Genomic DNA, 24,886 nt, shown 5'->3' with positions numbered 1-24,886 from the left:
GGGTTTCGTAGCGATCCCAACTCCGACGAATCCGTCGTCGATGCCTCGTCCGTTGGATCTCCTCATCGACGGGTCACCGTCGTCTAGACTCACCCGACGAGAGGTAGCACTCGTCAGCGTCAGGCGAGACGGCCGACGAAAGAGAGAACAGTAAAGGTTCACGATTCCTAATGCCGCCGTATGGACTTTGCACTCTCGGCCGAACAGGAGCAGATTCGTGACATGGTTTCGGAATTCGTCGACGAGGAGGTCGTCCCCGTCGCCGAGGAGATCGACCACGACGACGAGTTCCCCGCGGATCTCGTGAGCCAAATGGCGGAGCTGGGGCTGATGGGAATGCCGTTCCCCGAGGAGTACGGCGGTGCCGGTCTCGACTATCACTCCTACGCGATCGGGCTCGAGGAGATCGCCCGCGGCTCGGGTGGACTCGGAACGATCGTCGCCGCCCACACCTCGCTGGCGGGGAACATGCTCTACGAGTTCGGCGACGAGTCCCAGAAGGAGGAGTACTTGACGCCGCTGGCCGCCGGCGAGGACATCGGCGCGTTCGCGCTCTCGGAGGCGGGTGCGGGCAGCGACGTCCCTGCGATGGAGACCACGGCGGAGCGGGACGGTGACGAGTACGTGATCAACGGGGGCAAGCTCTGGATTTCGAACGGCTCGGTGGCCGATACGGTCACCCTCTTCGCGAAGACCGACCCCGACGCCGGCAACAAGGGGATCTCCTCCTTCGTCGTTCGGCCCGCGGAGGACGACGGCTTCATCGTCGAAGGCACGGAGGACAAACTCGGCGACAAGGGCTGCCCGACCGCGGAACTCCGGTTCGACGACCTCCGGATTCCGGAATCGCGACGGCTCGGCGAAGAGGGCGCGGGCTTCGTCCACGCGCTGAAGACGCTCAACGGCGGCCGCATCACCATCGCCGCCCGCGGCGTCGGCATCGCTCGCGCGGCCTTCGAGGAGGCCCGCGACTACGCGAACGAGCGCGAGCAGTTCGGCCAGCCCATCGGCGAGTTCCAGTCGATCAAACACAAGCTCGCGGACATGGACACGAAGATCCAGGCCGCGAAGATGCTCATGCACAAGGCCGCGGACAAGAAGATCCGCGGCGAGGACTACATCAAGGACGCCTCCCAGGCCAAGCTCTACGCCTCGGAGGTGAGCCGCGAAGTCGCGAACGAGGGCATTCAGATCCACGGCGGCTACGGCTACACCAAGGACTTCGCCGCCCAGCGGTTCTACCGCGACGCCAAACTCAACGAGATCTACGAGGGCACCAGCGAAGTGCTCCGGAACACGATCGGCGACCAGTTGCTCGAGGAATAGGGCCTCGGCCGTCGCTGCCGTTCGTAGACCGCTGGATCGACAGACTCGAGTAAGCGGGCTCTTCGGTGCCTCGTCTCCTCGTGTGTCCCGTCGATCGACTCGCTCACTGTCCCCTCGTAGTACTTCGGTGCAGCGCTCCCGTTGTCGACACGGATGTCACGGAAAATTCCGCTCGACGACGTCTACGACCGAATCGGAGAAACGGAGCGACGAGTCGTTCAGCGAGACCGTCGAGCGGCTCGCCAGTGGCCCGTCACTCGGCGACCGCCGGACGGTGTTGGGCGATGACAGGTCCGGGCGATTCGGACGGCGATCGACGAAGCCGACCGAGCCGATCCCGACGATGTCCGCGAGGTGAGCGAGTGGTTCGAACGAGCGTAGCGAGGGATGCTGATCACGTCTCGTCGGCGTCCGTCCCGAGACAGTCCCGAACCCACTCGTAGTGCTCGCGCACTCGTCGCTCCCCGCCGTCGGTCAACGCGTAGACGTCGTGGAGGCCCTCGGTCCGTTTCTCGACGAAGCCCGCGTCCACCAGCGCCGACAGCGAGCCGTAGAACGATTTCGGCTCGAGCCGGTCGTCGTAGTGGGACTCGAGGCGGGACTTGAGCTGTTGGCCGCGCGCTTCGCCGTCCTCGGCGGCCGCGAGCAGGAAACAGATGTCCCGTCGGCGACCGCTGCGGAGGAATTTGCTCATAGCCCGGCACTCGCGCCGCGTGCGCTCGAGCGTTACGGTTCACGGTTTCGAGACCTCCCCGTCGGCGCGCTCGAGCCGTCGACGAGCGGTCGCGACGACCGTCCACGCGAGTCCGCCGAGGGCGGCGACCGCGAGCACCGGCCCGTCGCCGATCTCGAGGAGCGCACGGCCGCCGGGCCGGTGGTCGTGACGGAAGAGCAGCCACCCCCGCTCGGGATCGCCGAGGACGACGTCGCCGGAACCGAACGCGAGCGAGAGGAAGACGGCGAGGAGCGCGTAGGCCGCGACCGCGGCGAGGGTCCCGACGCTGCCGGTCAGGAATCGGGACAGGAGCGCCGTTCCGGGCAGGCGATTCACCGGACGCTCGTCCGTGCCGTAGATCCCGAATCCTCGAACCTCGCCCGGCGGGTCGCCCACGCGAACGTCGGCGGGGTACTGACAGAGGACGGCGGCCATCCAGAGGTCGCCGATCGATCCGGCCGCGTTCGCCGCCATCGGAACGATCAGCAGGGGTGAGGGGACGACGGTCATCGCGGCGAGTCCGACGGCCGTGATCACCACGAACGGCGCGAGCAGGGCGACGAGCAGCTGGTTCCGGGTGTAGCTCTCGCCGCTCGTTTCGGCGTAGGCGTAGGGGAGCACGAGGTAGGAGACGCCGAGACCGTAGTTCGGGCGATCGCCGTACCGCGCCATGAACACGCCGTGAAGCAGTTCGTGGGGGACGACCACGCAGACGAGCAGCCCGAGGGAGACCGCCAGCCAGCCGATCACCGACGGCGGCGAGGACGGCGCGATCACGATCGGCTCGAGCGACGTGCCCCGAATCCGCGCGAGGACGTGCCCGAGCCAGTACGCGAAGCCGAAAAACCCTACCGCGGAGACGACGAGCCACTGCAGCGCGACCGCTCGCGTGAGTCGAAACGACGCGAGCGGGCGACGGGCCGGCGCTGGCTCCGAACGGCTCACGAGACGATCCTCGAAGCGGACCGAAAAATCGGTATCGATGTTCGCGGCTCCGGCCACCTCGACCGGAACCGACAGGTTCCCGGTGGTCGCTCCGCGAGTACCGATCATGACTGACGATCGGACTCGGACGGCGGACGCAAACGGGCTCGCGGCGACCTACGAGGAGACCGAGACGGAGCGGATACTGACGTTCGAACTCGAACGCGAAACCGCTGGCGGGAACGCAGCGAGCCGAACCGCCGCGGTCGCGCAGAACCGCGAGGGGTACGCGATGTTGAAAGTGCGGCCGAGCGCGGACGGCGACGAACTCGAGCGCTACTACGGATTCGACATGGCGCTCGATCACGTCGGGGAGCTGCTCGGCGTCTCGCCCCACGACCTCCCGATCCCGGACGCGGCAGCGGACATGGGGATGTGAGGGTCAGACGACGAAGGCGGCAGTGATCAGCAGTCCGAAATACAGCGCGACGAGGACGCCGAGCGCGTACAGGCGGAACCGTCGCATCGCCGCGCGCTCCTCGCGGACGACCCGCTCGACGGCCGCACGCTCGCGGTCGGAGAGTCGATCGGCGTGCTCGCGACTGCGGTGGAGCCGCTCGTATCGCTCCCGCCGAAACGGCCGGTCGCAGTACGGACACCGAGCGGACGGCTCGTCGTCGCGATCGTCGCCCTCGAGGGCTCCGACGGCGGCCGCGGTTGCCGCGGTATCGTCGATCGCAGGCGTGTGGCCGCGCGGTTCGCCGGGCACGGTGGGGGCTACGACGACCGACCGGATTGTTCTTTGGTCGCCGCTCGGGTCGCGTCGCCGACTCGCGCTCCGCAGCGAATCGATTCCGCTGCAGGTGGGAAAAAGCGAGAGCCCTAAATATGCGGAGTCAAACGGTGTAGACGAGAATAGCCGTGTCAACAGAGTCGTTTCCCCGTCCGATCGGCACGCGCCGTCGCTTCTCCGCACTGCTCGCAGCGACCGCGCTGGGCGTCTATCTGCTCTTGATCGTCGGCGCGACGACCTCGCTGACGAACGCGGCCGCGTCGTGCTCGACGTGGCCGACCTGTCACACGCCGGTCGACCCGCTGAGCCAGACCGAACTCGCGATCGCGTGGGGCCACCGGATCGCCGCCGTCGTCGTCGGCCTGCTCGTCGCTACGACGGCAGTCGGCGCGATATTCGGTGACGTATCGCGTCGCGTCCGGGCGACGCTCGTCGTCGCCGCCGCGCTCTACGCCGTCCAGATCGGGGTCGGTGCCATCACCGCGACGATGGGACCCGACGCGATCGTCCCCGGCCTCCACCTCGCGCTCGGACTCGTGATCTTCACGGGGGTCGTTATCGCGCTCGCGTGGGACCTCGAGATCGCGACCGGGAGCGAGGACGATGCCATCGACTCGCCGGAACCGCTCGAGGAACTCGAGGGCGGCTCGACCGCACCCGAACGGACGCTCCCCACGAGTCGCCTCGCTCGGGCTCGACTCACCGCGTTCGCGTACTTCAAGATGATGAAACCGCGGCTGATGTGGCTCCTCTGTCTCGTCGCCGCCGCGGGAATGGCCCTCGCCGCCGCCCCCGGCCCCGGGCTCGAGATCGCCACCATCGTCGCGACGCTGGGCGGCGGCGTCCTCGCGATCGGTGCCAGCGGAACGTTCAACCACGTCCTCGAGCGCGACGTCGACCAGAAGATGTCCCGAACCGCCGACCGGCCGCTGGCGGTCGATCTGATCCCGGTCCGAAACGCCCTGATGTTCGGCGTCGCGCTGACCGCAGCGTCGCTGGCCGCGTTTCTGACGATCAACCGGCTCGCCGCGGCGCTCGGACTGGCCGCGATCGTGTTTTACAGCGTCGTCTACACGCTCCTCCTCAAGCCGAACACGGTACAGAACACGGTCATCGGTGGCGCTGCGGGCGCGCTGCCCGCGCTGATCGGCTGGGCCGCCGTCACGAACGAGATCGGCTGGCCGGGACTCGCGCTCGCGGGCGTCATCTTCCTCTGGACGCCGGCGCACTTCTACAACCTCGCGCTGGCCTACCGCGAGGACTACGCACGCGGCGGCTTCCCCATGATGCCGGTCGTTCGGGGCGAGACCGTCACCCGAAAGCACATCCTCTACTACATCGCCGCGACGCTCGTGAGTTCGATCGCGCTGGCGTTGCTCACCGACCTCGGCGCGCTGTACGCCGGGACGGTCGTTCTCTTCGGCGGGATCTTCCTCTGGGCGGCCGTTCGACTCCACTTCGAGCAGACCGAGGCCGCCGCGTTCCGGTCGTTCCACGCCTCGAACGCCTTCCTCGGCGCGGTGCTCGTCGCGATCCTTTTCGACGCGCTCGCCGTCTGAGTTCGCCCACCGTTCGTTCGTCTTTGGGTGACTCGAGCGGCTTTCGAGTGGCGGCCACCACCGGTAGTCCGCGCTGAGTCTACAGTCCTGTTTCGGCCGACTTCAGCGACACCCCCCGATCAGCGCGTATGAACCGACGTATTCCGATAGAAATAGTATGATAATTATATCATCTACGAATACTATTAAATGCACACGATAATTGTTTCCGCCATGAAGTATGGTGAGAAAGTAGCGGTAGCAGGGGTTGCAGCGGTACTGATTGCGGGGACGGTCTTCGTCGGCATGCTGGGTTTTGGACTGTCCCAGGACGATGGATCGACGGAACCGTCCACTACGACGGCGTCGCAACCGGCAGAATCCAACGCATCGGACGGGGACACGTCGGAGAACGGGACTACTGACGCGGACGACACACCGAAACCCGACGACTCGAGCGACGATTCGCCGACGGACAACGAGTCGACCGATACCGGTACCGACGGCGGGGAGGACGACACCAGCGGTGACGGCGGTGAGGACAGCGATGATGGTCCCGGGACTGGCAGCGACGGGGGGGACGACGGCGGCGACGACGGAAACGATGACGGGGGCGAGAGCGAGGCCGCGATCGCCGTCGAATCGGCCGATATCGACTCCGGGGAACGCAACGACGTTGCGCTCACTCTCGAGTCGGCGCCCGATGGAATGTCCGGGTTTCGGAGCACGATCGGGGTCGACACGGGCGTCACGACTATCGAGAACGCGACTCTCGCCGGCGATTTCGACGACATCTCGAACGTCAGTGTGGCCGACGACGGCTCGTCGGTGACGGTCGAGGCCGTCGACGTCGGGAAAACCGTCGAGCCGGGGACCACGGACGTTCGCCTCGCGACGCTGACGATCGAGGGCGTCGAACCCGGAACGACCTCGCTCCGGCTTACGAGCGAGCGGTTCCAGGACGACGACGGGTACCGGCGTGACGTCTCGACGACTGACGGCGAGGTCGACGTGAAATCGACCGGCGCGGCCGAACGATGAAACCGAACGAACGCGCCGACGCGATCGATCGACGGTCGTTCCTCGGACGGGCGGGCGTCAGCGCGATGCTATTGGGCACCGGTCTCGGAACCGGTGCGACCGGCCGAGCCGGAGATAGCCGGGACGCGGACGCCCTGCCGTGGGCGGAGCCGTTCGACCAGGCCGACGGCACTACCGTCCACGACGGCGAAACCGCCTGGCAGATCGAATCGGCGGACGCCCATCCGTCCTTTGCCGTCCGGTCAGGTGCCCTGACCGCCGAGGAGACCGACGGCGAGGGACGATGGCTCTCCGAACCGATCGACGTCTCGAGCGTCGATGCGGTGGACGTGACCGTTACGGTGCGGGGCAGCGGTCCGCTTCGGGACGACCCGGACAGCCCACCGGCCGTCGTCGGATCCGATCCGCCGAGGGACCCGGACGGCGACGGCAGGTTCGAGGACGTCGACGGCGACGGGAGCGTCGATCTCGACGACGCCGTCGCACTGTTCGACGCCCTCGAGAGTGAGGAGGTGTCGGCCAACGCGGACGCGTTCGACCGCAACTGTAACGGCGACGCCGACTACGACGACGTCGTCACTCTCGCGAGGAACGCCCGCAACGACGGTGACGATGCGGATGCGGATACTGAGTGCGGGCGAGTCGGTGAGACGCTGACTGTCTCGTACCTGCTGGACGGGAACGAGACGGTCGTTGCGACGTACGCTGACGACGTGTCCCGAGAGGGTGAGACGGTCGAAGCGACGGTCGCCGCCGGTGACACGCTGCGGATCGTGATCACGGCACGTACCACCGATCCGAAAACGACCTACCGTGTCGACTCCGTGCAGGTGACCGGCACGGGAGATGGCACGGGCGGCGACGGGCCCGGTGAGCTGCGGGAACCGACCCTGTTTTTCGACGACTTCGAGAGCGGGAGTATGGCCGAAGCGAACACGCTCTCGTTGGACCTGAACAGGGACGGCTTCTACTGGCAGTCGAATAACCGGACGTCGGTCGTCCAGGACGAGTGGCCCGACGGCGGGCGAAGCATCTGGAGTAACGGCGAGCAAGACGTGTTCGCCGAGGGTCGCGACTGGCGGCCTCGGAGCGGACGACGGTCGCTGCGGTTTCGGTACCCCGCGGGCGAATCCTGGGCGGAACAGCGGTTCTGGATGAACGACGACGCCACTGGCTATCCCGAGATCTGGATTGGTTTCTGGATCAGAGTTCCACACAACTACTCGCAGGCGAGTGGTGGGGGATCCCCGACCAACGACAAGTTCCTCGCCGTGTGGACGGACGGTTACTCGATCCACGGAACCGGGCCCACGGGGGTGTTCAACCTCTGGTCATCGCACGACGAGGAACCCGGGTCGGCGAGGGCGACGGTATCCGGGAGCCTGGCCGAGCGAGATGACGGGCAGTCGTATAGCCACACCAAGGGAATCGACGATTTCATCGTCCCCGCCCGGGATCAGGGTCGGTGGATGTATTCGGTCCATCGGCTGACGATGAGCTCGGCTCCGGGTGAGGCCGACGGCGTCATGCAGTGGTGGCGTCGCTGGGAGGACGAAGCCGCGGTCGAACTGGTTGCGGAGAGAACCGACTACGTTTTCAGCCCGCCCGAGGATCCGAGCAAACCCCAGGGCTGGAACAAAGGCTACCTCCTGGGCTGGTCGAACCCAACGTATGCCGAGGACACGGAGTTCCTGATCGACGATTTCGCGCTCTCGACGGAACCGCTGATCGAGGGGCTTCCCGAGCAACAGAACAACGATGGGTGAGAGACCGGCTTTGGCGGTAGAGTCGATCGCGAACGAGGCACACCGGATCGGCGAACTCTCCGCGGACGAGTACTAGCCACGCTTCGAAACCGCACTCTCGACTGAAACGAATGGAAGCCGTTTCCGAGAGAACGCGGAGAAAACCCACGCGAGGAGAACGCAGTGACGAGGGGCCGAACGTCTATTACGATTCGATCTCGAGGCTGTACAGCCGCTTGCGGGCGTCGGAGAACGAAAAGCGCGAGTCGATGACGTTTTCCTCGTCGAGTCGGTTGAGGGCGTATCGGACCGTTCGGGACGGCAGGAGCGTCTCGTCGGCGATCTGTTGCTGGGTCATCGTGTCGTTGTACTCGAGAACTTTCGCGACGAGTTTCGCGCTCGGAGGCAGGTCACGAACGTCGTCCCACGTCCCCCGCTCGCTGGTCTCCCGTCGAAACGACTCTGAAGCACTCATGCTATCTCCCCATTCCGAATACGAGGTAATAATATTTTCTATTCAATTTAATGCATTTCAGTTATATTTCGTTTGGAGGTGCACCTACCCGAAGTCTCTTATGAACCAGTGCCCAAAGGTCGGGTGATGAGCGACACCGTGGACGACGTCGACCTCCCATACGACGAGGACGAGGCGTCCCAACAGGAGAAAATCCAGGCGCTCGAGGAACGGCTGGAGATCCTCGAGACGCAAAACGAGGAGATGCGCGACAAGCTCCTCGACGCCAACGCCGAGAACAACAAGTACCAGCAGAAGCTCGAGCGACTCACGCACGAGAACAAGAAACTCAAGCAGTCCCCGCTGTTCGTCGCCACCGTCCAGGAGGTCACGGACGAAGGCGTCATTATCAAACAGCACGGGAACAACCAGGAGGCCCTGACCGAGGTCACCGACGAGATGCGCGAGGACCTGGAGCCGGACGCGCGGGTCGCGGTCAACAACTCGCTGTCTATCGTCAAGCCGCTCTCCAACGAGACCGACGTCCGCGCTCGCGTGATGGAAGTCACCGAGAGCCCCGCGGTCAGCTACGAGGACATCGGCGGCCTCGAGGAGCAGATGCAAGAGGTTCGCGAGACCGTCGAGATGCCCCTGGAGAAGCCCGACATGTTCGACGACGTCGGGATCGACCCGCCGAGCGGCGTCCTGCTGTACGGGCCGCCGGGGACGGGGAAGACGATGCTCGCCAAGGCCGTCGCCAACCAGACCGACGCCACCTTCATCAAGATGGCCGGCTCGGAACTGGTCCACAAGTTCATCGGCGAGGGTGCGAAGCTCGTCCGCGACCTCTTCGACGTGGCCCGCGAGCACGAGCCCGCCGTCATCTTCATCGACGAGATCGACGCCATCGCCGCCAAGCGAACGGAGTCCAAGACCTCCGGCGACGCCGAGGTCCAGCGGACGATGATGCAGCTGCTCTCCGAGATGGACGGCTTCGAGGAGCGCGGCGAGATCCGCATCATCGCCGCCACCAACCGCTTCGACATGCTCGACCGCGCCATCCTCCGTCCCGGCCGGTTCGACCGCCTGATCGAGGTACCCAAGCCGAACGCGGAGGGTCGCGAGATCATCTTCGAGATCCACACCCGCGGCATGAACGTCGCCGACGACGTCGACTTCGGCGAACTCGCGACCGACGCGGCGGAAGCGTCCGGGGCCGACATCAAGGCCGTCTGTACCGAGGCCGGCATGTTCGCCATCCGCGACGACCGCACCGAGATCCGGATGGAGGACTTCCGCAACGCCTGGGACAAGGTTCAGGCCGAGTCCGACGAGACCGAGGACGTCTCGAAGACGTTCGCCTGAGCGTTTCGACGCGAGGTCGACGCCGATCTTTCGATTCGATTTTCGTTCTTCGAGCGATGGCGACCGAACCCCACTCACTTCTCAGCGCGCCGATTTCGGGCTACTCGAGCCGGATGGCGGATAGAAGACGGTCGTCTCGCGAGTCACCGCTCGGAACGGACCCACGACACCGCGTTAGAACAGGGCCATGAAGACGAGCCACGGCACGACGAACAGGGCCAGCGTCAACACCGCGAGGATCAGTCCGTACCCGATACCCGTTCCTGCCGCAGTGAGCCACGACGGATGCTCGAATTCGCTGAGATCGACTGCCATGTGGTTTTCATCCGGTGACGAACGCATAAGCGTACCGGAACCCCTGCTCGAGAACTGCGGTTTCCGCCACAGCGCGAGCGCCTACCGGTAGACGTTCTGATACCGTTCGCGGTACTCTCGGAGAGCGAGTCGGGCCCTGCGCCGCGAGGTGAAGCCGAAGCCGACCGCCTCGCACGAGTGGTCGTCGCACTCCCATCGGAAGGTCTCGGAGGCCGGATCACTCGAGACCGAGGCGTCCGTCTCGCACCGCGGACAGGTCCACCCCCACCGCATATCGCCTGCGTCCACACTCGGCCGGTTCATACTGGTTCTACGCTCGGATTGTAGTGAGCACTGAAAAACCCCGGCCTCGAGTCGTTCGTCGTTTATCAAGGGGCGCGGAGACCGCCGCCGACCGCCCGATGTCGAGCGCAGTTTTCGGACTGCTTTTACCGAGTGACCCGCTACGAGGACGCAATGACGAAGATCGTCGTGGTGGACAACCACGGACAGTTCACCCACCTCGAGCGCCGGGCGCTTCGCGACCTCGGCGTCGACACGGAGCTGATCGACAACGACACGCCCCCCGAAGACGTCGACGCCGACGGCGTCGTCCTCTCGGGCGGTCCGGACATGGATCGGATCGGGAACTCCGCCGAGTACCTCGAGGCGGAGATGCCGGTTCTGGGTATCTGCCTGGGAATGCAGCTGATCGCCGCGGAGCTGGGCGGCCGCGTCGGCAGCGGCGAGTACGGCGGCTACGCCGACGTCAGCGTCGACATCGTCGACGCTGACGACCCGCTGACCGGCTCCCTGCACCCGGAGACCCGCGTCTGGGCGAGTCACGCCGACGAGGTCAAGGAACTCCCCGATGGATTCGAACTCACGGCCCGAAGCGACGTCTGCGACGTCGAGGCGATGAGCGACACCGACCGCGATCTCTACGGCGTCCAGTGGCACCCCGAGGTGGCCCACACCGAGGAGGGCGACGAGGTCTTCGAGAACTTTCTGGCGATCTGCGAAGCCGACTCGTCCCGCTGACGGCCAGTTCTGACGCTGGAGCATCCGAATCCGGCTCCTCAGGTGCAAGCAGCCCGCTTATTCGGAGCAGCGCGCTCCACGTTGACAAGCACGTATGACCGTAGATTCAACCGAAGATCTCTTCGTAGACGGCCTGAAACACGCGTACTACACCGAACAGCGCCTCGTCGACGCGCTCGAGGAACTCGAGCAGACCCTCCGCGAGGAACAGGACGAACTCGACAGCCTGTCGGGACTCGGCGAGGCGTTCGATTACGGCGAACTGACGGTCTCGGAGTGAGGCCGATTCGAACTCCATCTTTCGTTACGATCGCGTCGGACGACGGACGCGTTTTCGACGGGGCGATGGCCACCGAGTGAACGAGTGGCTGCGACCGCTGACCGGCCCAGGGTTGACGCCCGGTCCTCGGAACGGCCGTTTTCGCCGTCGCCGACCGAGGCCCCTTCTCGAGCGAGCCAGCGACATCCCCGTCGGCGGAACCTTGTTCGGTAGCGTACGCGGTTCGCGTCGGAATCGAATTGCCGCTGTGAGCAATTCTCCCACCTGTATCGGTCCGCGAACTGGAATCCAAACGGCCGATCGCTAGCCGATAGAAGTTAAAAGTTACAGTTATATCCGGGACAAAATACAATCACACAGTTGTTGACTTCTCACCCGGCGTGAAAGCCATGAGAAAGAAACATATACGGGCAACGACACTCGCTGCCCTTGTCGTTCTGTCACTCGTTGCTGCCCCCTTCGGGGTTGCAGGAATGGGTGCTGACACAGTACCGACCGCTGACCGTATCGATGCACAGAGCGACGACCCGAGTCAGGTCGTCGAGAGCGTCAACGGGAACGAGATCCCGGCCGCGAACGACGCAATCGCGTCGTTCAACAGCCAGCTTCAGGAGAAGGCCGGGCTCCTCGGCGTCGACGTCGAAAACGTCAGCCACGTCGGCGCGGTCGAAGCTGAGACCGTCTCGGAGGCTCACAACGAGGCCGACCGCCTTCGTGCCGCCGCCGACGATCGAGAGGTAGCGATCTTCGACAAGGTCGTGACGGTGATCAACGACGGTGGCGTCGCGGATGTCAACCGAAGCGAGATCCAGTCGCCGGCCGACGCGCGCGACGTTGCGGACCGTCTCGAAGAGGAAGGCGGCCTCGCCACGCAGGCGGCCCAATCGCTGCGGGACGCCGCCGATCTAATCGAGAACGACCTCGATCCCGCCCTCAACGGCGCTGCGGACAAACTCGAGTCGCTCACGGGCGACGAGTCGGCCACCGGAGCGGTCGCCGGGACCGTCACCGGTGCCGACGGCGAGCCGATCGCGAACGCGACGGTCACCGCCGGCGACCAGCAGACGACGACCGACGAGAACGGCTCTTACGAACTCGAACTCGAGCCGGGCGAGCACGCGCTGACGGTCACCGCTGACGGCTACGAGGACGCGAGCGAAAACGTGACGATCGAGGCCGATGCGACGACGACCGCCGACGTCACGCTCCAGCAGGAGGGTGACGGCGGATCGGACTCGGTCGGTGAGGTCGTCGAGAGCGTCAACGGGAACGAGATCCCGGCCGCGAACGACGCAATCGCGTCGTTCAACAGCCAGCTTCAGGAGAAGGCCGGACTCCTCGGCGTCGACGTCGAAAACGTCACTCACGTCGACGAGGCTCAGGCCGAGACCGTCTCGGAAGCCCACGACGAGGCCGACCGCCTCCGGGCCGCCGCCGACGACCGAGAGGTGGCGATCTTCGACAAGGTCGTGACGGTGATCAACGACGGTGGCGTCGCGGATGTCAACCGCAGCGAGATCCAGTCACCGGCCGACGCACGCGACGTCGCGGACCGTCTCGAAGAGGAAGGCGGCCTCGCCACGCAGGCGGCTCAATCGCTGCGGGACGCCGCCGACCTGATCGAGAACGATCTCGATCCCGCCCTCAACGGCGCTGCGGACAAACTCGAGTCGCTCGAGGGCGACGAGCCAGCAACCGGAACGGTCGCCGGGACTGTCACCGGTGCCGACGGCGAGCCGATCGCGAACGCGACGGTCACCGCCGGCGACCAGCAGACGACGACCGACGAGAACGGCTCCTACGAACTCGAACTCGAGCCGGGCGAGTACGCGCTCGCCGTCTCGGCCGAGGGCTATCAGAACGCCAGTGAAGACGTGACGGTCGAGGCTACTGCGACGACGACCGCCGACGCCACGCTCCAGCAGGAGGGTGACGGCGGATCGGACTCGGTCGGTGAGGTCGTCGAGAGCGTCAACGGGAACGAGATCCCGGCCGCGAACGACGCGCTCACGTCCTTCAACAGCCAGCTTCAGGAGAAGGCCGGACTCCTCGGCGTCGACGTCGAGAACGTCAGCCACGTCGACGCGGTCGAAGCTGAGACCGTCTCGGAAGCCCACGACGAGGCCGACCGCCTTCGTGTCGCCGCCGACGATCGAGAGGTAGCGATCTTCGACAAGGTCGTGACGGTGATCAACGACGGTGGCGTCGCGGACGTCAACCGAAGTGAGATCCAGTCGCCGGCCGACGCACGCGACGTCGCGGACCGCCTCGAAGAGGAAGGGGGTCTCGCCACGCAGGCGGCCCAATCGCTGCGGGACGCCGCCGATCTGATCGAGAACGACCTCGATCCCGCTCTCCACGGCGCTGCGGACAAACTCGAGTCGCTCGGGGGCGACGAGCCAGCAACCGGAACGGTCGCCGGGACCGTCACCGACGCCGACGGCGAGCCCGTCGCCAACGCGACCGTCACGGCCGGTGATCAGGAAACGACGACCGCCGCCGACGGCTCCTACGAACTCGAACTCGAGCCGGGCGAGTACGCGCTCGCCGTCTCGGCTGACGGTTACGAGGACGCGAGCGAAAACGTGACGGTCGAGGCCGATGCGACCGCGACCGTCGACGTCACGCTCGATGCCGAATCGACTACTGGAACGATCGGAGGCGTGGTCACTGACGCTGCCGGCGAGCCGGTCGCCAACGCGACCGTCGCCGCCGGCGACCAGCAGACGACGACCAGCGAGAGCGGGTGCTACGCGCTCGTGCTCGAGCCGGGCGAGTACGCGCTCGCCGTCTCGGCTGACGGCTACGAGAACGCGAGCGAAGACGTGACGGTCGACGCCGGTACGACGACGACCGTCAACGTCACCCTCGAACTCGAGTCGACTACCGGCACAGTCGAGGGCACGGTCACCGACGCCGACGGCGAACCAGTCGCCAACGCGACAGTCACCGCCGGCGATCAGGAGGCAACGACCGACGCCAACGGTAGCTATGTCCTCGAACTCGAGGCTGGCGACTACACGGTTACCGTCTCGGCTGACGGCTACGAGGACGCGAGCGAAGACGTGACGGTCGAGGCCGATGCGACGACGACTGCCGACGTCACGCTCCAGCAGGAGGACGACGGCTCGGACCCGATCGCCGAGATCGTGGAGAGCGTCAACGAAAACGAGATCGCCGAAACGAACGCGGCGCTCGAGGCGTTCAACGACAAGGTCGACAATCAGACGGCCGAGATCGACGACGAGTTCGACGATGTCGAAGCCGTCGCTCCGGTCGAGGCGACCGACGCGGCGGAAGCGGCCGCGGAAGCCGACCGCCTGCGTGACGACGCCGACGACCGACAGGCCGCCATCTTCGAGACCGTCGTCGGCGTGATCAACGCACGAGCCCCGGACATCGTCTCGCCGATCGTCGACCCCGCCGACGTCACCACGCCCGAGGAGGCTCGAGCGGAAGGCGAACGCATCGAAGAGGAGTACGGTGACATTTCGGACGACGCCGCACTCGCAAACGAGTCGCTGCACAACGCGGCCGACCTCGTCGAGTTCACGGTGCAGCCGAACCTGAACGCCGCCGCGGACAAACTCGAGAACGTATCCGAACCCGAGCCGACGACTGGCACCGTCGAGGGAACGATCACCGACGCCGACGGCGAGCCGATCGCGAACGCGACGGTCACCGCCGGCGACCAGCAGACGACGACCGACGAGAACGGCTCCTACGCCATCGAGCTCGAGCCTGGCGAGCACACGCTCGCCGTCTCGGCCGCGGGGTACGAAGATGCGAGCCGGACCGTCACGGTCGAGGCCGACGCGGCGACGACCGCAGACGTGGTGCTCGAACCCGAGCCGACGACCGGCACCGTCGAAGGGACCGTCACCGACACCGACGGTGAACCGATCGCCGACGCGACGGTCACCGTCGGCGACCAGCAGACGACGACCGACGAGGACGGTTCCTACGCCCTCGAACTCGAGGCCGGCGAGTACACGCTCGCCGTCTCGGCCGATGGATACGAGGACGCCAGCGAGGACGTCGCGGTCGACGCCGGCGCGACCGCGACCGTCGACGTCACGCTCCAGCAGGAGGACGACGAGATCGATGCCGACGTCGTCGTCGACGCGACGGTCGACGACGAGACCGTCGCGGTCGGTGAGACGGTTACCGTCGACGTCGACATCGAACGTGTGACCGCCGACGCCGAGACCGAATTCCTCCCCGGCGATGAGACGGAGATCGGCGCGTACACGCTCGTTCTCCGGTACGATGCCGACGCCCTCGAGTTCGAGAGCATCGACCGACCGGGCTGGCAGGTCGTCGACATCGCGAACGATGGCATCCTGATCGTCGATCGAGCGTGGGTCCCGCCGGGACAGAGCGAGATGCCGGTCGACGCGTTCAGCGCCGAGTTCGAAGTCGTCGACGGCGCCGGTGACGACGCGACGTTCGAGTTCGATTCGGCGGCCTCGAGCGTCGACGAGCGGACCTTCTTCTGGAAGACCCAACCGCTCGACGCGGCGTACGACGGCGCGACCGTCGCCATCGAGGAACCGGACGCGGACGGTCCCGAACAGCCGGACACGGGCGACTTCCCCGACGACATCTCGGACATCTGGGACGTGATCACCGGCATCGGAGCCGAAATCGGCATCGGCACCGCCGCGAGCCCGATCGTCGGTTGAGACGCCGCTCAGTCGCGATCCGATAGAGAGGACGAACGAATCGGACGAGCGGCCGAACCACTGATTTTTCGTGCCGACGACACGATCGGGTCGGCGAATAGCCGTCGATACCGGACGCGTTCGAGGGAATCGGCTCCGAGCGTCCGTTCTCGAAGCGCGGTCGCGGCGGCGGAGTCACAGCGGAGCGGGCGACGCTCAGGTCTGCCAGGCGATCGAAAGCGTCGTGTCCGATTCGATCCAGGCGTCGTCGTTCGTCGTATCGAAGATGCGAACGGCACCGTCGTCTCTCTCTCGTTCGGCGTAGCGACCGGGAGCGGACGTCGATTCTGGCATGAAGTGTGTCACGTGGACACTAGACACATACAATATAGGTCTTGCGTCTCGTCCAGCGGCGACGGTCGGTCGCGGTCTCGAGACGGGGTCACGAGGTGCGCCGTCGTCGGAAGAAAACGAACGGAGGTCGGGACGCGGTTCGAACGATCGAAGCGCGGCCGGTGGTCGGCGTCTATTCGGGCGGTTTCTCGCGCGCCGGTCCCTGCTGGTGAAGCTCGATACCGACGTCGTCGGGCTCGAGGACGTCGGGAAGCTCTTCGTCTCGGTCGCCGGTAACGTCGGCGAGCACCTCCTTGATGTAGGCGTTGAACAGCTCGGGGTGTTCGCTCATCGGGAAGTGGCCGATCTCGGCGAACTCGATCGCGGTCGCGCCTTCGCCGACGCCCTCGGCCGTCTGGCGGCCGTCCTCCGGCGTGGTCAGGTAATCGTACTCGCCGTTGGCGATGTAGAGCGGACACTCGTCGGCGTTGACCTGCTCGAGTTTGTCGCGGTAGTCGTGATCGACGGAGTAGTAGTAGAGGTCGCCTTTGAACACGCCCGTCGCGCCCTGTTCGTAGAGATACATCGTTTCGCGGCGGGTCCGTTCCGGGCTCTGGGGTGCCATGAGCCCCCAGCAGGCGTAGGCGTTGACCTCGGTGGTGTTGACCTCGGGGTGATCGAGCCAGTCGATGTAGAATCCGGGGCTGTGGGCACCACACTCGAGGCCGATCAGGGCCCGGAATCGCTCGGGATACCAGTCGGCCAGTTCGAGCGTGATGTTCCCGCCCATGCTCGAACCCATGTAGATCGGGTCCTCGAGTTCGAGGGCGTCGGCGAGGTTGACGAGGGTCTCGGTGAACTGCTCGGCCGTCATCGTGTAGTCCTCGGTCCACCACTCCCGCGAGGTCGGTGGGACCGATTTCCCGTGATAGGGCAGATCGTGGGCGATGACGCGGAACTCGTCCGTGATCTCCTCGTCCGTCAGCAGGTGTCGCCACTCCTGACAGTTGTTCCCCGCGGTGTGCTGGCACAGCAGCGGGATGCCGTCCTCGGGGCCATTCTCCTCGAAATAGATCCGGTGGTCGACGCCCTCGACTTCGACGTGGACGTACGATCCGCTGATCGGTTCGACGTCGCCCGGCCGGTAGGTCGCCGCCATCTCAGCTCCCTCCGTCGTTGTGTGCGACCCGCATCAGATCGAGCGTCCGCTGGAACGCGCGCAGATGCTGGAAGAGTTTCTTGTTGTCGCCGGTCAACTCGAGGTGGCCGTCTTCGTTGCGGACCGCGGTTCGATAGTGCGAGGCGATGATCTCGTGGTTGAACGCGGGTGGCGTCTCCCGAACGAACTGCTCCCAGGCCTCGCGGTCGCCCTCTACGCCGAACGACCACTGGTGATTCATCGTCGGGTTCGGCACGAGGCTCTCGATCTCGCCGCCGTCCATCTCGATGAGGACCCGCTCGTCGCCCATCTGGACGTAGAAGTTCTCGGAAAATTTGTCGTGCCCTCTGACGTCCATTTCCGGATCGCCGTTTACCGTCTCCTTGTACGACTCCCACCACTCGTGGGTGCCGAGTTCTGGTTCTGTCATGGAAACCACACCGCACGTTTTCCGAACGGCTCGAAGTAGCTGACACAATGGCACCCGACATGTCGCGGGCGAAAATAACGGAGCCGTCCCCGCGCGGAACGCCTCGGTGCCGATTTCGGAGGGCCGAACCGGCCGAGACCGCTCCCGAGGGTGGTCGCGACTGTCCGCGGCCGCCGATCGCCGGCCAGGTGGCCAATTCCTGTGGCCGGTGCCGGTCGAGTCGCCGTTCGGAAGTGACACCGAACCGACCATCAGTCTCTTGCCCGTCCGGCGGGACGTGGGAGACGATGACAGTCGACACAGTCGGTCGGTTCGAACGCGCACTCGAGGGACTCGAGGTGGGACTCGAGCGCGTCGCGGCCGCCGACGCGAGCGAACGGATCGAGCGGATCGTCGAACTGCCGGCCGTCGGCGCGCCGCTCCCGTTCGACGGCGTATCGCTTCCCGACGCGGTGACGACGGCGCCGACGACCGCCGATCTCCAGGCCGCCCGGACGGGCGTCACGCCGGTCGGCTTCGCGATCGCGGAGTACGGAACGGTCGCCATCGAATCGACGGCGGACGGCGCGGAGCCGATCGCCCTCTATCCGGAACGCCACGTCGCGGTCGTCGCCGAAAGCGACGTCGTGCCGAATCTCAGCGCCGGGTTCGACCGTCTCGCGGACGGCTTCGACGCCGGTCGAGACAGCGTCGTCTTCGCGACCGGCCGGAGCGCGACGGCGGACATGGGCGACCTCGTCCACGGCGTTCACGGGCCGGGAGACGTCCACGTGATCCTCCTGGAGGACCGATAAGATGGCACAGCGCACGCGATCCGAGCGGGCGGATCGGATTCGACACCTCCTCGAGACCGAGGGGCCGGCGATCCACGCCCACGCGAGCGCCTCGAACGCTCGTCGGTATCAGACCTACGACGATACCGACGACATCGAGAAGTTGCGGACCGACGCGCGAGCGATCAAGGAAGACGCCATCGACCGCCTCCCCGACCTGATCGAGACGGTCCGGGATGCCGTCGAGGGAAACGGCGGCACCGTCTACGTCGCGGACGACGCGGCGGACGCGAACGCGTACGTGGCCGACGTGGTCGAGCGCCGGACCGACGCGAACGGAATCGCCGGAGGCGGTGAGACGCCGTCGGTCGTCAAATCGAAATCGATGACGACCGAGGAGATCGACCTCAACGAGGCGCTCGAGGCCGCGGGGATCGACGTCACCGAGACCGACCTCGGGGAGTGGGTCCTGCAGGTCGCGGACGACACCCCCTCGCACATCGTCGGGCCGGCGATGCACATCTCTCGACCGGAGATCGCCGAACTGTTCAACGAGCGGTTCGACCCCGACGAACCGTTCGAGACCGCGGCGGAACTGACCCGGTTCGCCCGGGATCATCTCGGCGAGATCATCACGGACGCGGACGTGGGGATCACCGGCGCGAACTTCGTCGTCGCCGACAGCGGGACGATCGCCCTCGTCACGAACGAGGGGAACGCCCGCAAGTGTGCGGTTACGCCCGACACCCACGTGGCGGTCGCGGGTGTGGAGAAGCTGCTCCCGACGCTGTCGGACCTCGAGCCGTTCGTCGACATCATCGCCAAGAGCGCGACGGGGCAGCCGATCTCCCAGTACGTGACGATGCTCTCGCCGCCGACGGAGTCGCCGACGCTGGATTTCGATCGGCCGGACGAGCCGATCACGGCCGACGACGGGGCGGTGGACGACGCGGCCGATGCCGACCGCGAGTTCCACCTCGTCTTGCTCGACAACGGCCGCATGGACATGCGCGAGGACGATCAGCTCCGGGAGACGCTGTACTGCATCCGGTGTGGGGCCTGCTCGAACTCCTGTGCGAACTTCCAGGCCGTCGGCGGCCACGCTTTCGGCGGCGAGACCTACTCGGGCGGGATCGCCACCGGCTGGGAGGCGGGCGTCCACGGACAGGAGTCCGCGGCCGAGTTCAACGACCTCTGTACCGGCTGCACGCGCTGTGTCGACGCCTGTCCCGTGAAGATCGACATCCCCTGGATCAATACCGTGGTCAGAGACCGGATCAACCACACTGGTGACCCCGAGGCTTACGACTTCCTCGTCGACGGCCTCACGCCCGATACCGAGGGACGCGGAGTGGACCCCGGCAAGCGCTTCTTCGGGAACATCGGCGCGGTCGCGAAAGCCGCCAGCGCGACCGCCCCCGTCTCGAACTGGCTCGCCGACGCCGGTCCCGTCCGCGCGGCGCTCGAGCACGCCCTCGGAATCGATCGCCGGCGCGATCTCCCGACCTTCCAGCGGGAATCGCTCGTCGACTGGTTCGAGAAGCGAGGCGGCGAAGCCGCCTCGAAAAAGCGAGCGGCGGAACCGCGAGTACCGCAAGGCGGTGCGGACGCCTCGACCGGTCGGGTAACAGCTCGAGGCGGGACCGACGCCGACCGCGAGGCCGTTCTCTACCCCGACGTCTACACGAACTACGTCGACACGGAGCGGGGAAAGGCCGCGGTCCGGACGCTCGAGGCGCTTGGCGTCCCAGTTTCGGTCCCCGACCTGCCCGAGAGCGGGCGCGCGGCGCTCTCCCAGGGGATGGTCGCGACGGCCGACCGGCAGGCCAGCCGGCTCTACGCCGCGCTGGCGGAGGACCTCGACGCCGGCCGGGACGTGGTCGTCGTCGAACCGTCCGATCTGGCGGCCATCCACCGCGAGTACGAGCGACTGTTGCCCGAGAGCTCGTATGAGCGCCTCCGGGACGGCAGCTACGAGATCTGCGAGTACGTCTACGGGCTCCTCGAGAACGGTGCCGATCCCGACGTCCTGTCGACCGGTGACGGCGCCGAGCCGGTCGCCTACCACTCGCACTGCCAGCAGCGGACGCTCGACCTCGAAGCGCCCACGGTGGCCGTCCTCGAGCGCTGCGGCTACGCACCCGAGACGTCGACTGCAGAGTGCTGTGGGATGGCCGGCTCGTTCGGCTACAAGCGGGAGTACTACGACCTCAGCGTGGCGGTCGGCGAGCGACTGGCGGGGCAGGTCGAGGGCGCGGAAACGGTCGTAGCGTCGGGAACCTCGTGTGGTGAGCAACTCGAGGTGCTGCTCGAGCGGGACGTGCCGCATCCGATCGAGTTGCTCGCCCCCGGCACCCGACCGTAACGATATGCCAGCGCCCACACTGCGCGATCACGTCCGACCGACCGACAGCGACTACCCGAGTGGCATCTACCGCGTCGTCGGAACGAGCGACGAGACCGTGACGTTGCTCCGGGTGGGGAACGCCGACGGCCGGCGAGTCACCACCGGCGAGATCGTCCGGGTCGGCCGCGACGAGCTCGAGGGGTTCGAGCCGGCCGAGAATCCGGACGGAACCCGTCCGCTCGCGGCGGTCGTCGCCTCGAAGCTGGAGATGGCCTACTGGGCAGTCAGGGTCTTCGGTCGGCAGCTGGCCGCGCAGCCGCTCCCGTCAGCTGTCGCAGTAGCGGTCCTCGCGACGGGCTACTTCGGGGACCGTCTCGTCTCGCTTCCGGACGTCGTCCCGGGCGTGTTGATTCTCGTCGGGAGCCTCGGCCTCGCATACGTCGGGAGCGGTCGCCTGCAGCAGTAGCGTCTCGCCCGATGGCGGGAGACGACGGGACGGCCGGTCACCGAACACGACTCCGACGAGCGATGTCCGTCGCGACTCGAGCCCGGGGCTCGTCGATCGAACGCAGCTCCGAACCGAGAACCGAATCGGCCGGCCGCCGGACTTGGACGGCTACTCCGCGAACAGGTCGTCGACTGCGTGCCGCGCCGCGAGCGCAGCGTCGTCGGCGACCCGTTCGGGGTCGGCCTCCTCCTCCTCGTCCGCGGGCGCGTTGAGGTAGACGTCGACCTCGAGGACGCCGTCTTCGAAGACGACCGTCACGTCGTAATCGCGCACGTCGGACTGTTTGTACTGTGAAAAGATGACGCCTTCCGCGGCGTCCGAGGCCGTCTGGACGACGGTCTCGTCAGACGGCTCGTCGGTCGGCATTTATGCGCCGCCAGCACCCGGGCCGCCGGGGCCGGCCGGACCGCCCATGCCGCCGCCGAGCAGGTCCTCGAGTTCCTCCTGGAGACTCTCGAACTGGTCCTGGACGCGCCCTTCCTGCTTCTCGAGGGTCTCGAGGCGGATCTCGAGCGTATCGACTTTGTCCTCGAGGTCCTCTTCGGCCTGATCGTACTCGGTCTCGACGAGGAGTTCGCCGACGCTGCGGTACATGGTCGTCTCCTCGTCGATGTTCTCGAGTTCGTCGAGGGCGTTCTGGGCCTCGGTGAGGCTCGATTCGGCTTCCTGCTTCTGGACGGCGACTTCCTGTGCCGTCTCCTGCAGGTCCTGTAACTGCTCGATTTTCTCCTGTGCCTCGGGCGGCAGATTTCCTTGCATATCTCGACCGTCGCCCTCCGGACTGATAAAGCCAAGCTTTGTCTTCTCTCGGATCGCGATCCCGATCGGTCCGGGGAGCGGCGTTGGAGGTGGAGGGCCGCGGGGTCCGAGGGACCCGAACGGCTCCGCGACCGTGGCTATCGGAGCGTGTTCGATGGGTCGTCTCGTGTCGGTCGTTCCCGTCCTCCCGTGGTCGACGGCGACCGGGCGAGCGAATCGCTGGAGCGGCGGAAAACGGCGGAAAGAGTTCGGTTCGCCGGCGCAATGCCGGCTATCGATCGCGGGGCGGGCGACAGCGTCCGAACCGGACGAGAGACTAGCCTTCGATCTCGGCGACGTCTTCGATCTTCATCCCGTCGAGCTTGTCGACGATGTCGTCGATCTTGCCGTCGAGTTCGTCGACGAACTCGGCGGTGCGCTCGGTCTTGATCGCACCCTGGCTCGAGGGCTCGATCAGGTTCTCCTCCTCGAGGACCCGAAGCGAGTAGCGAACCTTGTGGTGGGGGTAGCCCGTTTCGTTCGACATTTTGACGATCCCGATCGGCTCGTTCTCGATGACCATCTTCAGGACCTGGAGATGACGTTCCAGCATATCGACTTCCTTCTCAAGTCTATCTATCATGGCATTTGTTAACTTGTCTTTGGACCTTTTAAAAGTTACTCTCGGCGACTGACGGGTCCACTCTCAACTGAGTGTACGTTCCTGTCAGTAGTTAACGTTTCCGATCGCCCAACCCGAGCGATCGGCGGGAGTTCGGATTCAGTCGGTGCCGCCGCGCGTCGCGACCCGCGACCTCGATCTCGGAGGCGGGCTTTGGCGATCGGGGGTCGAGGGGGGCGTCTCTCCCGATCGTTTGGGCTACTCGCATTTATACTGGTAGATATACCGCCGGGAAGCGGTCGGCCCACGTCCCGTCTTGACCTCGAGTTCCGTTTTCTTGCTATTCGTGCGAGCACGCGCGAGTACCCGTATACCGAAATCTGTTTATCGGCCCGGCAAGAATCCGCCGCTGTTATGACCGTCACTATCGTCGGGTCGCAACTCGGCGACGAAGGGAAGGGTGGCGTCGTCGATCTGTACGGCGACGCCGCCGACGTCGTCGCCCGCTATCAGGGCGGCGACAACGCCGGACACACCGTCGTTCACGACGGGACGAAGTACGAACTGTCGCTCGTCCCGTCGGGAGCGGTCCGGGGCAAGATCGGCGTCCTCGGCAACGGTTGCGTCGTCAATCCTCGAACGCTGTTCGACGAGATCACCACGCTCCGGGAGAAGGGGCTCGACCCGGACGTCCGCGTCGCAGAGCGCGCCCACGTCATCATGCCGTTCCACCGCGTTCTCGACGGAATCGAAGAGGAAGTCAAAAGCGAGTCCGATCAGGAGGTCGGGACGACCGGCCGCGGTATCGGACCGACCTACGAGGACAAGGCCGGTCGCCGCGGCGTCCGGATCGGAGATCTGCTGGACCCGGACATCCTGCGGGAGCGACTCGAGTACGTCGTCCCCGAGAAGCGCGCGCTGGTCGAAGACGTCTACGGCGTCGACGTGGACGACCTCGACGACCCCGACGCCTTCGACGTCGAGGCGCTGTTCGAGGAGTTCAGCGAGTTCGGCCGTCGCCTCGACGAGGAGGGGATGACCGTCAACGCCAGCGCGTTTCTCACCGACGCGATGGCCGACGGACAGAACGTGGTCCTGGAGGGCGCACAGGGAACGATCATCGACATCGACCACGGCAACTACCCGTACGTCACGTCCTCGAACCCGACCGCCGGCGGTGCGGCGGCGGGGACGGGCCTCAGTCCCGGCGTCATCGGCGACGGCGAGATCATCGGCATCGTCAAAGCCTACCTTACGCGAGTCGGGAGCGGACCGCTCCCGACGGAACTGGGCGGCGTCGTCGGTGATACGCCTGGATACGACGAGGAGACGGACGGCCGAAACGAGGAGCTCGCGACGTACATCCGCGAGGAAGGCGGCGAGTACGGGACCGTCACCGGCCGTCCCCGCCGCGTCGGCTGGCTCGACATGCCGATGCTCCGCCACTCCGCGCGCGTGAACGGCTTTACGGGCCTCGCGGTCAATCACGTCGACGTGCTGGCGGGTCTCGACGAGGTCAAGGTCGGCCACAGCTACGAACTGGACGGCGAGGAAACGCTTACCATGCCGTCGACGACCGAAGCGTGGGGGCGCTGCGAGGCCACCTTCAAATCGTTCGACGGCTGGTCCGACGTCGACTGGGCCGCGGTCGCGGACGAGGGGTACGAGGCGATCCCCGAGAACGCCCGGACCTACCTCGAGTACATCGCGGACGAACTCGACGCGCCGGTCTACGCCGTCGGGGTCGGCCCCGGCCGCGAGGAGACCGTCGTCGTGGAGAACCCCTACGAGTAACC

The 24,886-nt window shown here is 66.1% G+C and carries 25 protein-coding genes; 13 read left to right on the top strand and 12 right to left on the bottom strand.

What is annotated here, in order from left to right; genetic code table 11:
- Window positions 1-180: 180 nt before the first annotated feature.
- On the top strand, window positions 181-1,326 hold the full coding sequence (locus BMX07_RS08335) for an acyl-CoA dehydrogenase (protein ID WP_090616694.1): 1,146 nt from the start codon (window positions 181-183) through the stop codon (window positions 1,324-1,326).
- 394 nt (window positions 1,327-1,720) lie between these two features.
- Here the strand turns inward: BMX07_RS08335 and BMX07_RS08325 are convergent, their stop codons facing one another.
- Together BMX07_RS08325 and BMX07_RS08320 are read right to left on the bottom strand one after the other, a co-directional pair.
- A complete protein-coding gene (locus BMX07_RS08325; RefSeq protein WP_090616689.1) occupies window positions 1,721-2,020 on the bottom strand; it encodes a PadR family transcriptional regulator in 300 nt (99 codons plus the stop codon).
- 39 nt (window positions 2,021-2,059) lie between these two features.
- Entirely contained in the window at window positions 2,060-2,986 is a 927-nt protein-coding gene (locus BMX07_RS08320) for a DUF3267 domain-containing protein (RefSeq protein WP_090617215.1), read from the bottom strand.
- Window positions 2,987-3,092: 106 nt separating this feature from the next.
- Here BMX07_RS08320 and BMX07_RS08315 point away from each other — a divergent pair, with 106 nt between their 5' ends.
- Complete coding sequence (locus BMX07_RS08315) at window positions 3,093-3,404, top strand: DUF7111 family protein (RefSeq protein ID WP_090616687.1); 312 nt, start codon at window positions 3,093-3,095, stop codon at window positions 3,402-3,404.
- Window positions 3,405-3,407: 3 nt separating this feature from the next.
- On the opposite strand, the gene BMX07_RS08310 is transcribed toward BMX07_RS08315, so the two are convergent.
- The gene (locus BMX07_RS08310) at window positions 3,408-3,734 is read right to left on the bottom strand and encodes a DUF7410 domain-containing protein (RefSeq protein WP_394328387.1); all 327 of its coding nucleotides are present in this window, start codon (window positions 3,732-3,734) and stop codon (window positions 3,408-3,410) included.
- A 152-nt stretch (window positions 3,735-3,886) separates the two neighbouring features.
- Here BMX07_RS08310 and BMX07_RS08305 point away from each other — a divergent pair, with 152 nt between their 5' ends.
- The 3 genes from BMX07_RS08305 (at window position 3,887) to BMX07_RS08295 (ending at window position 8,103) form a co-directional block, all read left to right on the top strand.
- Window positions 3,887-5,317, top strand: a complete 1,431-nt coding sequence (locus tag BMX07_RS08305; RefSeq protein ID WP_090616685.1) for a heme o synthase — start codon at window positions 3,887-3,889, stop codon at window positions 5,315-5,317.
- Window positions 5,318-5,530: 213 nt separating this feature from the next.
- Window positions 5,531-6,337, top strand: a complete 807-nt coding sequence (locus tag BMX07_RS08300) for a hypothetical protein (RefSeq protein WP_139210845.1) — start codon at window positions 5,531-5,533, stop codon at window positions 6,335-6,337.
- On the top strand, window positions 6,334-8,103 hold the full coding sequence (locus tag BMX07_RS08295) for a hypothetical protein (RefSeq protein WP_090616681.1): 1,770 nt from the start codon (window positions 6,334-6,336) through the stop codon (window positions 8,101-8,103). The genes BMX07_RS08300 and BMX07_RS08295 overlap by 4 nt, the downstream gene beginning before the upstream one ends.
- A gap of 184 nt (window positions 8,104-8,287) precedes the next feature.
- Here BMX07_RS08295 and BMX07_RS08290 read toward each other — a convergent pair whose 3' ends face one another.
- Window positions 8,288-8,557, bottom strand: a complete 270-nt coding sequence (locus BMX07_RS08290; protein WP_090616679.1) for a MarR family transcriptional regulator — start codon at window positions 8,555-8,557, stop codon at window positions 8,288-8,290.
- A 126-nt stretch (window positions 8,558-8,683) separates the two neighbouring features.
- On the opposite strand from BMX07_RS08290, the gene pan1 reads away from it, so the two are divergent.
- Window positions 8,684-9,901 carry a proteasome-activating nucleotidase Pan1 gene (gene pan1, locus BMX07_RS08285; protein WP_090616677.1) on the top strand — a complete coding sequence of 406 codons (1,218 nt, stop codon included), beginning with the start codon at window positions 8,684-8,686 and terminating at the stop codon, window positions 9,899-9,901.
- A 174-nt stretch (window positions 9,902-10,075) separates the two neighbouring features.
- On the opposite strand, the gene BMX07_RS24345 is transcribed toward pan1, so the two are convergent.
- Together BMX07_RS24345 and BMX07_RS08280 are read right to left on the bottom strand one after the other, a co-directional pair.
- Window positions 10,076-10,216 carry a hypothetical protein gene (locus BMX07_RS24345; protein ID WP_175480089.1) on the bottom strand — a complete coding sequence of 47 codons (141 nt, stop codon included), beginning with the start codon at window positions 10,214-10,216 and terminating at the stop codon, window positions 10,076-10,078.
- Window positions 10,217-10,297: 81 nt separating this feature from the next.
- Entirely contained in the window at window positions 10,298-10,519 is a 222-nt protein-coding gene (locus BMX07_RS08280) for a hypothetical protein (protein WP_090616674.1), read from the bottom strand.
- Window positions 10,520-10,672: 153 nt separating this feature from the next.
- Between BMX07_RS08280 and BMX07_RS08275 the strand changes: the two genes are divergently transcribed.
- The 3 genes from BMX07_RS08275 to BMX07_RS08265 all read left to right on the top strand — a co-directional run bounded on the left by BMX07_RS08275 (window position 10,673) and on the right by BMX07_RS08265 (window position 16,201).
- Complete coding sequence (locus BMX07_RS08275; protein ID WP_090617211.1) at window positions 10,673-11,236, top strand: GMP synthase subunit A; 564 nt, start codon at window positions 10,673-10,675, stop codon at window positions 11,234-11,236.
- Window positions 11,237-11,330: 94 nt separating this feature from the next.
- Window positions 11,331-11,516, top strand: coding sequence for a hypothetical protein (locus tag BMX07_RS08270; RefSeq protein WP_090616672.1), 186 nt, complete (start codon window positions 11,331-11,333; stop codon window positions 11,514-11,516).
- Between the two features lie 473 nt (window positions 11,517-11,989).
- The gene (locus BMX07_RS08265; RefSeq protein WP_175480088.1) at window positions 11,990-16,201 is read left to right on the top strand and encodes a carboxypeptidase-like regulatory domain-containing protein; all 4,212 of its coding nucleotides are present in this window, start codon (window positions 11,990-11,992) and stop codon (window positions 16,199-16,201) included.
- Between the two features lie 195 nt (window positions 16,202-16,396).
- Here BMX07_RS08265 and BMX07_RS24340 read toward each other — a convergent pair whose 3' ends face one another.
- The 3 genes from BMX07_RS24340 to BMX07_RS08255 all read right to left on the bottom strand — a co-directional run bounded on the left by BMX07_RS24340 (window position 16,397) and on the right by BMX07_RS08255 (window position 18,102).
- Window positions 16,397-16,534 (bottom strand): hypothetical protein, encoded by a 138-nt coding sequence (locus BMX07_RS24340; protein ID WP_175480087.1) that lies wholly within the window; start codon window positions 16,532-16,534, stop codon window positions 16,397-16,399.
- Between the two features lie 172 nt (window positions 16,535-16,706).
- A complete protein-coding gene (locus BMX07_RS08260) occupies window positions 16,707-17,672 on the bottom strand; it encodes an alpha/beta fold hydrolase (protein WP_090616668.1) in 966 nt (321 codons plus the stop codon).
- Between the two features lies 1 nt (window position 17,673).
- Complete coding sequence (locus BMX07_RS08255) at window positions 17,674-18,102, bottom strand: hypothetical protein (protein ID WP_090616665.1); 429 nt, start codon at window positions 18,100-18,102, stop codon at window positions 17,674-17,676.
- A 287-nt stretch (window positions 18,103-18,389) separates the two neighbouring features.
- Here BMX07_RS08255 and BMX07_RS08250 point away from each other — a divergent pair, with 287 nt between their 5' ends.
- The 3 genes from BMX07_RS08250 to BMX07_RS08240 are packed head-to-tail and all read left to right on the top strand — an operon-like array spanning window position 18,390 to window position 21,688.
- Entirely contained in the window at window positions 18,390-18,896 is a 507-nt protein-coding gene (locus BMX07_RS08250; protein ID WP_090616663.1) for an LUD domain-containing protein, read from the top strand.
- A gap of 1 nt (window position 18,897) precedes the next feature.
- Window positions 18,898-21,240, top strand: coding sequence for an LUD domain-containing protein (locus tag BMX07_RS08245; RefSeq protein ID WP_090616661.1), 2,343 nt, complete (start codon window positions 18,898-18,900; stop codon window positions 21,238-21,240).
- Window positions 21,241-21,244: 4 nt separating this feature from the next.
- Window positions 21,245-21,688 carry a hypothetical protein gene (locus tag BMX07_RS08240; RefSeq protein WP_090616659.1) on the top strand — a complete coding sequence of 148 codons (444 nt, stop codon included), beginning with the start codon at window positions 21,245-21,247 and terminating at the stop codon, window positions 21,686-21,688.
- A gap of 150 nt (window positions 21,689-21,838) precedes the next feature.
- Here the strand turns inward: BMX07_RS08240 and BMX07_RS08235 are convergent, their stop codons facing one another.
- From BMX07_RS08235 to BMX07_RS08225, 3 genes are all read right to left on the bottom strand, one after another.
- Window positions 21,839-22,096: a DUF3194 domain-containing protein gene (locus BMX07_RS08235; RefSeq protein WP_090616657.1), complete on the bottom strand. Its 258-nt coding sequence runs from the start codon at window positions 22,094-22,096 to the stop codon at window positions 21,839-21,841.
- Window positions 22,097-22,489 carry a prefoldin subunit beta gene (locus BMX07_RS08230; RefSeq protein WP_090616655.1) on the bottom strand — a complete coding sequence of 131 codons (393 nt, stop codon included), beginning with the start codon at window positions 22,487-22,489 and terminating at the stop codon, window positions 22,097-22,099.
- 316 nt (window positions 22,490-22,805) lie between these two features.
- Complete coding sequence (locus tag BMX07_RS08225; protein ID WP_006429686.1) at window positions 22,806-23,111, bottom strand: hypothetical protein; 306 nt, start codon at window positions 23,109-23,111, stop codon at window positions 22,806-22,808.
- Window positions 23,112-23,504: 393 nt separating this feature from the next.
- Between BMX07_RS08225 and BMX07_RS08220 the strand changes: the two genes are divergently transcribed.
- Entirely contained in the window at window positions 23,505-24,884 is a 1,380-nt protein-coding gene (locus BMX07_RS08220) for an adenylosuccinate synthase (RefSeq protein WP_090616653.1), read from the top strand.
- Window positions 24,885-24,886 lie beyond the last annotated feature (2 nt).

The sequence above is a fragment of the Natrinema salaciae genome, assembly GCF_900110865.1.
GTDB lineage: Archaea > Halobacteriota > Halobacteria > Halobacteriales > Natrialbaceae > Natrinema > Natrinema salaciae.
Note: the sequence above shows the minus strand (reverse complement) of the source record. Positions and strands in the feature narration are given on the sequence as shown.